This is a genomic window from Frankia sp. CcI156 (genome assembly GCF_001983015.1).
In the GTDB taxonomy this organism is placed as follows: Bacteria; Actinomycetota; Actinomycetes; order Frankiales; family Frankiaceae; genus Frankia; species Frankia casuarinae.
Genome location: NZ_MOMD01000031.1, coordinates 42,517 through 49,625, shown reverse-complemented (window position 1 = coordinate 49,625; position 7,109 = coordinate 42,517). Strand labels below are relative to the sequence as shown.

At 64.4% G+C, this 7,109-nt stretch carries 9 protein-coding genes; 4 read left to right on the top strand and 5 right to left on the bottom strand.

What is annotated here, in order from left to right; translation table 11 throughout:
* The first annotated feature begins 111 nt into the window (after positions 1–111).
* The 3 genes from CcI156_RS13000 to CcI156_RS24855 all read left to right on the top strand — a co-directional run bounded on the left by CcI156_RS13000 (position 112) and on the right by CcI156_RS24855 (position 1,729).
* Complete coding sequence (locus tag CcI156_RS13000) at positions 112–342, top strand: hypothetical protein (protein ID WP_217697695.1); 231 nt, start codon at positions 112–114, stop codon at positions 340–342.
* Complete coding sequence (locus CcI156_RS26890; protein ID WP_076805907.1) at positions 339–767, top strand: DUF6527 family protein; 429 nt, start codon at positions 339–341, stop codon at positions 765–767. Before CcI156_RS13000 ends, CcI156_RS26890 begins: the two co-directional genes overlap by 4 nt.
* Before the next feature lie 164 nt (positions 768–931).
* Positions 932–1,729: a hypothetical protein gene (locus CcI156_RS24855; RefSeq protein ID WP_139341496.1), complete on the top strand. Its 798-nt coding sequence runs from the start codon at positions 932–934 to the stop codon at positions 1,727–1,729.
* 143 nt (positions 1,730–1,872) lie between these two features.
* Here the strand turns inward: CcI156_RS24855 and CcI156_RS12990 are convergent, their stop codons facing one another.
* Complete coding sequence (locus CcI156_RS12990; RefSeq protein WP_076805906.1) at positions 1,873–2,973, bottom strand: hypothetical protein; 1,101 nt, start codon at positions 2,971–2,973, stop codon at positions 1,873–1,875.
* A 346-nt stretch (positions 2,974–3,319) separates the two neighbouring features.
* Here CcI156_RS12990 and CcI156_RS12985 point away from each other — a divergent pair, with 346 nt between their 5' ends.
* A complete protein-coding gene (locus CcI156_RS12985) occupies positions 3,320–3,565 on the top strand; it encodes a helix-turn-helix domain-containing protein (RefSeq protein ID WP_076805904.1) in 246 nt (81 codons plus the stop codon).
* 19 nt (positions 3,566–3,584) lie between these two features.
* Here the strand turns inward: CcI156_RS12985 and CcI156_RS24850 are convergent, their stop codons facing one another.
* The 4 genes from CcI156_RS24850 to CcI156_RS12970 all read right to left on the bottom strand — a co-directional run bounded on the left by CcI156_RS24850 (position 3,585) and on the right by CcI156_RS12970 (position 6,140).
* Entirely contained in the window at positions 3,585–4,178 is a 594-nt protein-coding gene (locus CcI156_RS24850; RefSeq protein ID WP_139341495.1) for a hypothetical protein, read from the bottom strand.
* Positions 4,179–4,288: 110 nt separating this feature from the next.
* Positions 4,289–5,113: an alpha/beta hydrolase gene (locus CcI156_RS12980; RefSeq protein ID WP_076805902.1), complete on the bottom strand. Its 825-nt coding sequence runs from the start codon at positions 5,111–5,113 to the stop codon at positions 4,289–4,291.
* Positions 5,114–5,196: 83 nt separating this feature from the next.
* On the bottom strand, positions 5,197–5,784 hold the full coding sequence (locus CcI156_RS12975) for an ATP-binding protein (RefSeq protein ID WP_076805918.1): 588 nt from the start codon (positions 5,782–5,784) through the stop codon (positions 5,197–5,199).
* An 8-nt stretch (positions 5,785–5,792) separates the two neighbouring features.
* Positions 5,793–6,140, bottom strand: coding sequence for a recombinase family protein (locus CcI156_RS12970; protein ID WP_011435345.1), 348 nt, complete (start codon positions 6,138–6,140; stop codon positions 5,793–5,795).
* Positions 6,141–7,109: the final 969 nt, after the last annotated feature.

The window sequence follows — 7,109 nt, the reverse complement described above, 5'->3', positions numbered from 1 at the left end:
GACGAACCCCGTGCGCATCGCGCACGGGGCGCTCCGCCTGCCCTGACGCCGATAAGCGCCAAGCGCACCGCCTACCACCCGAGCTGAACAGCTACCACGACTCTGAGCACCGTGGATTCGCGCAAGCATCTTGACGCCGACCACCGGCTGCCGTTCGGGAAAGCGAATGATGCCAACGACTACAACCRCAACATTCAGATTGCCGATCTGAACGCACTCAACGCCGCGCTGGCTGTGATCAAGTGGAAGAAGCTGGCCGGCTTCTACCTGGACCTSGAACGCGAGCACTACAGCGCTTATGCTGTGAACGGCAATACCTTGATCAATGAGGACCTGGGGTGACCAGGCTGGACGCAGTCCGGCATGAGTTCGTGGAGTGTATACCTGAGACCCTGATTCAGGGTGTTGTCTACGTGTCAATAGCCTATGCCACTGTGGCCCATAGTTGCTGCTGTGGATGCGGAAACGTGGCTTACACACCGCTGGCGCCTGGCCGGTGGGCGTTGACTTTCGATGGAAGATCGATCTCTTTGGACCCGTCGATCGGCAACTGGAGTTTCCCATGCCAGTCGCACTACTGGATAGAGCGCAACCGCGTCCACTGGCACGCGGCGTGGACGGCGGAGAAAATCCAGAAAGGCCGAGCGCGGACATTGCAAATGATCAACAAAGACATTGAACGAACCGATGGTGCGAAAAGCGCTACAACCGCAGTCCAAACGAGGTRGCGCGGCTGGTTTGCGCGGCTTCGCCGCCGGTTCAAGTAGGTCGCGCCCTCCTCCAGAAAGCATGCTTGCGGCGTCGATCGACGCCGCGACGGGCCAACGGAGGCGTAAGGTCTCAGATGTGAATAGTTTGGCGTCTGTATCGGTGATTTTTGGATCGCAGTAAACTCTCGCATAGATGCGAGACGGAGAGATGTAGGTGTGCAGTGGGCGAAGAGAAGGACGCCGTCGTTGCAGTCGAGACTGTCCTAGCGGCTGCAACAGTGGGCAGTGTGAAAGTAAGACTCCGAAGCTACTTTTCCTCGCACTACCTATACTCGGCGCAGTTCTTCAGCAGTGAGGCCGGCCGGATCGAGGTGGCAGCGAGAGAAAGAGGCGAATCGCCGCTGTTCGACCCACGCCATCGGGCCTTCGTTATCAGTTCTATTACCGCGTCCTGTGCGTTTCTGGAGGCGATGGTTAACGAGTTGCTGGAGGACATCGCGGACGGTTTCGCAGACGGAGTCTTCAGCGACTATGTTTCACCCCTCCCCGACAACACCAAGCGTGTTATTGCGGTGTTCTGGCGAAAAGAGAAGGCTGGCCGAGTCGAGACGGTACTTGAGAAGTCGGACGTCCTGACGAAGCTCGATATGATTCTGGCCACGGCTGGCTTGCCGCGGATCGACACCAGTCGGCGTCCCTGGCAAGAGGTCGACCTTGTCATCAAGATCCGGAACGCACTGACGCACTACAAACCTCAGTCGCTCGGAGACGATGACGTACATTATCTAACTAAGAAGCTGCAAGGTGGTGATCGATTCCAACTTAACCCGCTTGTGTCGTCGRGAAACCCGTACTTTCCGGACAAGGCGCTTGGGCATGGCTGTGCTGACTGGGCTTGGCGTTCCTGTAAGCAGTTGGCGGACGAGTTTAGTGACGCGCTCGGGATAATGCCGAACTACCGGCGAGCTGTGTTGTYGCCTGAAAGCCTGTCTCCTGATGCCTCGCGACTGTTGCCGTAGTGGTTACGTTAGCCGTCCGGCGAGATAGTGCGGCGCTGATTGAGCGGGCGGGATGGCGCTGGGAGATCATCCTGCGAAGCTTTGTCGGCCTTCGATGTGCAGTCCGCGCATTCTCAGAAGGGCGCGAACTGGCTCCGATCGAGTCAGAAGTGGGCCAACTCCCGGTCCAGGACCCAGCCGAACGCCACCCCGCTCTTCGGGAAGACCCATCCGTCGTAGCGGACGCCGACGGATGGCGAGCTGGTGCCCTTCGGGCCGYGGGTGATCCGTGTTGGCTGTGCTCCAGCGATGAAATCCAGGACGTTGACGTGCCGGATGCCGCAGTCTGCGTAGGTGAAGTCGATGTCGACACCCTTGCAGGGCGCGCCAAAGTCAAGGTAGAGCACGTGCCCGTGCTGCTGGACGAGGACGCGGTAGGTGTAGGCGATTTCGACCTCGTGGTCGGTGCCAGTCTGGGCGTCCAGCGTGACCGTAAAGGACTGGCCGCCGGAGCGCTTGCTCCGGCGGGTCGGCCGCGGCCGACCGTCGACGGTGAAGTCCAGTAGCTCGAAGACTCCGGGAGAGGCAGCGTCCAAGCCGGCGACGGGTTCGAAGTACCACGCCACCGCGTTCGTGGGATCGAGCAGCAGCTCCCGGTACTCGTCCGGGCTGGAGGTGCAAGCGAAACGGCGGGTGGTCTCGGCCAGCTCGGCGCGGTACTCCCGGCGGATCGTGGCCACGAACATGCTGCCGTGACCGGAGACCGGTCCCTTGTCCCACGGCGACAGGCTGACCGAGACGCGCATGTCGTGCCGCCGCTCGGTGGCGGTAGTGACCTGGTGCCGAAGATCGRCGTAGAGGTCGTCGGCCATGGCTTGGTCGCCGAGCTGGATGGCCAAGGTGTTGCGGACCACCCGGTCCAGCGTCTCCGGCGACGCTACGGCGGTCAGAGCGTCCGGCGCGAAGGCGAAACCGTCGATCACGGCATCGCGGATAGCTGGAGCCTCTTCCTTGAGCACCTTGCGAAGGCGTTCGTTGGCCCGTTCGTCGGCGTCGGCCTCGCTGATGTAGTTGAAGGCCACCACAATCAGGCCGCTACCGAAGAGGGTCGAGCCGATCTCGGAGAGCGGCAGCCACATCAGCCACGGGACGGCTGCGGAGAGGTCCGCCTGCCGGCTCGCGATCAGGAAGGCTGCGCCCAACCCCGTGAGGATCACGGCGAGCAAGGTGAGCTTCGTGCGGTAGAGACGTTGGAGCGGCGTCATAGGTTCAAGATCAGTTTATCATGAGTTGATCTTGTCCGCGTATGCAAACGGCACGGCGCTCCTGTCCGCTGGACTCGGAGCGCCGTGCCGCCGCGTGACGTAGGAACTCGGCTCAGCCGCCCGTACCCCCGCCGCCGCCTCCGTCACCACCGCTGCGAAGCGTCATCGGTCTCCACCTCCCTGGGACTCGCGTCATCGACGGCCGGGCCGGCAACTCTGGCGGCCCCGCCAATCCCGGCTGACGCCGGGACGAGACTCAGGCTAGATGCAAAGTCATGGGACGTATATGCATGGGACGTATGCGCTCTGGATGCAGACACGCTAGACGTATGGGCTTGGGGTCGTCATGGCGACCCCACCACTCTCAACGGCTGCGCAGACGTTCGGCGAACGGGTGCGTGCCCAGCGGCACGAGCTGGGYCTGAGCCAGGAGCAACTGGCCGACGAGTGCGGCTTGCACTGGACGTTCGTTGGCCAGGTGGAGYGGGGCCGGCGGAACATCAGCTTGCACAACATCCTCAAGTTGGCTGACGCGCTGAAGATCGATCCTGCGGAGTTGGTGCGTGGGTTGCAGGCGCCATCCAACGAGTAGACCCTCTTCGTGGTGGCGATCACGGCCCGGCGCTGGTCTCGCTTCGGGGTAGCGGCGGTATCTGCTGCAGAACGCCTATCATCTCTGCGGCCAGGCGGGCGTATTCCYGGGCGGAGGCGGTGGTCAATTGCACGAGCTGAGGTGCGTGGACTATCTCGTTCCGAAGGCGCCCAAGACCCTTAATAGCGTCGGCTGCTTCTCGATTGATAGCGCCAGCTTCCTGTAGGAGCTGGACACTGCCGAGGGGTGATCGTCGTCTACCTGACTGAACATTCGTCCGCTCTAGGGCTGCGACGATTTCCCGTTCAACAGCAGTCCATGCCAAAGGTATGGCGGCAGCCGGCGAAACTGCAGCTACCGCGTTGACTTCAGTCACGAGATCGGAAATCTCGTCCCCGACTTCCGGACTTGTGTCAGGTCTGGCCGCCTGCGCCTGCTCGTCAATCTCTGACAGCTCTTGCCGAAAGGCGAGTTCAAGATCCTTGTACTTTAGATTGGACAGCCTCGGCAGCAGCCTGAGAAGGGGTCGACGGACCACCAGCGCGATGACGCAGACAGCCATCGGCCAAGCCAATGACGAGATGACTGCCGCAACGAACTGTAAGGCGCTCACGCCGGTACCCCCGATTCACGCGAGCCCTCTTCCATCGGCGTCGCGCTGCTTGGGAGATCATAGGCGGCCGTGGAGCCCACCCTGCCAGCAGGRCCGTCCAGTGCGGCCGTCTACATACCGTCCGTCATCCACTCGGCCACGGTCCGGATCACGAACGCCTGCCACTCCTGGCTCTGCGGCTGGAGATACCGAGGATCGTCGTGCACGGCGAAGCCGTGCTGGGAGCCTTCGACCTCCACCAGGCGGGTCTTGGCGGCGAACTTTTCCAGGGCTGCGCGCGTCGACTCGATGGGCACCAGCGTGTCCTTCGTGCCGTGTACGAGCAGCGTAGGCGCGACGATCTCCCCGATGGCCTCGTCGGGCCGCAACCAGAAGACCTCGTTGAGCATCGGCCGGCCGTGCTTGAGCGTCGGCGTGAAGGTGATCGCGCCCTGCTSGTCCAGCGTCCGGGCGGCCTCGTCGTCGATGTGGTCGTCGTGCCAGTACGGCCGGCTGTCGATCGTGCGCCACTTGTAGTTGAACTGCGGGTTGAGCAGCACCAGCCGGGACACGTCCTCCGGTCGTTTGGCGGCGTAGTAGCCGCAGATGCCACCGCCGAAGCTCGCGCCGAGCAGGCTGACGTGGTCAACGTCCGTGGCGTCCCGCGCCTCGGCCAGGGCCACCCGGATGTCGTTGAGGATCGACGACAGCGTCAGCTCCTCCTGCCGCCCCTCGCTCTCCCCGTGGCCGCGGAGATCGAAGCGCAGCGATGCCACACCGGCCTCGGCCAGCCCCGCGGCCAGCCGAGTGAAGAAGCCGCCCTCCTCGCGGGTGACGCCGCCACCGTGGACGAGGACCGCGGCGCGTTCGGGAGCCACGTCCGGCGTCGCCAACGTGGCCGTCAGGTGCAACCCGTCCAGCGTGCGGAGCGAGATCACGGTCTCGTGCACGGGCATGGCACTCCTTCTGGCGTTACGGGCGTCGGCCACGGCCATCCTCTGGCGAACGGTCAGCCTTGGCCAGAGCTACAGCCTGGCAGCTATGACCGGAACCGATCACCGGGCGGGAGGTTCCAGTCCAGCGCCCGCAAGCCGTCGGCGACCCGTTGCAGCACGGCCAAATCGTCGAAGACCTCGATGGGCGCCGGTGGGTCGGCGGGCGCTCGCCGGCGAGGTAGTTCGGGAGCAGGCGAAGCGGTCGCCGTAACCATCGTCAAGGCGAAGCTGCACCACACGACCTTGCCGCCGGTGGCCGGACGATAGAAGGCCCAGCGGGTGCTCAAGGTCGACACCAGGAGAAGACCGCGTCCGCCTTCGGCGTCGAGGGCCGGTTCTCGATGGATGGGCGCGGAAGCGTCGGCGTCCCAGACTTCGATGATCAGGTCTGCGTCGGTGCGTGTCACGCGGGTGGCGATGACCGRCACCCGGCCAGCCGAAGCACGGCAGGCGTTCGTCACCAGCTCGGACGCGAGAAGGGTTGCCGTCTCGACCAGGTCCGCCAGGTTCCACGCTTGCAAGACCGCCGCGACATGCCGGCGAGCGAGGCCCGGCGCGGCGTGATCCGCCTCGAACTGCCGCACCATATGCACCGGCACCGCGGCGGCCGTCTCCCGGTCGGCCGCGGCCATCGCGCCGTTCACGTACGCGGACCGATGGAATGGGCGTCCGAGGCTTCCACCACGAGCACCGCGCCGCCAGCGTTGCCGATCTCCACCTCGATGGCCTTGCGGACCTGCGGGGAGGTGGAGAGGTGCTCCGCCGTGACGACCAGGACGCCGCTTCCCGGGGGGCGCTGGAGCCGCGCCAGCAGCTCGGTCAGGCCGGGGCGCATGATGCGGGCCGGCGGCATGTGCCGGTCCACGTACACGTCGGCCAGCTTCAAGCCCTCGGCTACGGCATGGGCTACGAGGAGATCGTGGAAGCGATCTTCTTCGGCTTCATCGTCATCTTCCAGTCGGATGTAACCGAACACGGTGGCGGACATACGTCCCCTCCATCCCGTCGAGGTGGCGACGTCCCGGACCGAGGAGTCGGCTCGACCCAGTCCGGGACGCCTCCGGCAACGGTGACCGCGGAGAGGGAGTGGGGCTATGCACCCGAGGTATGGGCAGCACGCGGACCAGGTGTGCGCGGTTCGGCAGCAGAACGACGACGCTCAGCGAGCGTCGAGAGTTCCCAAGCCCGCCCAGTCCGCCATCCCGGCTGTGATCAAGGACTTGACCTTGGCCTGGCCCTCCACGCGCACGACATCGGTGARGCATGCGCACTCTGTCAGGGGGCTGTTCCGCGCCACGCACACCACGATGCCCGTCACCTGGAGCCCCCGGGCAGTGGCGATCAAGTTCTCACCGACCGCCGGCAGTGGCAGCCGCTTCACCAGCTCGGCCGCGAACTGCCGCTCGACGGAGGACCGATTTAGTAGCTCAAGCGTCCGGTCGGTGACCTCAACCAGCCCTTCACGGAGTCGGTCTTGCGCCTCCAGGATGGTCCGCGCCAGCTTGGCAAGGGCGCTACACCGGCGTCCTGACCAGTGACGAGTAAGCCGTTGCCACGTCTGGTCACTGACGTACTCGGTCGCGCGGCCGATGATGAGTTCCCGAAGATTGGGATCGGCGATCAGGCTGCCGAATGACTCCGCGGCGGAGCGTACCCGCAGCTCCTCAGCGTTCGGAGGCGGCGGCGCTGAACGGCCTGGCGCTGATGACGTGGTTCTTGGACCCGCTGGTGTGCGTGCCGTGCTGCGACGCGCACTGATCTGAACGAACGACCCCGACGGGTGATGCCGACAGTGCTGGCCGGCCTCCTTGACGGGATTTCTGCAACTCGTGCCGCGCCGGGTAGTCCCCCCGCACCTGAACCGGACCATGCAATGAGCGTCCGATCTGCCGCGCTACGTAAGCAATAGCCGAGTTGGCCATCCATTGTCTAAGCGAAGTAGTGCACCGCGACCTTC

Bases quoted from the DNA above. Each gene is read 5' to 3' on its own strand.
- CcI156_RS12970 (WP_011435345.1), bottom strand. From the start codon at position 6,140: ATGTCCGCCACCGTGTTCGGTTACATCCGACTGGAAGATGACGATGAA.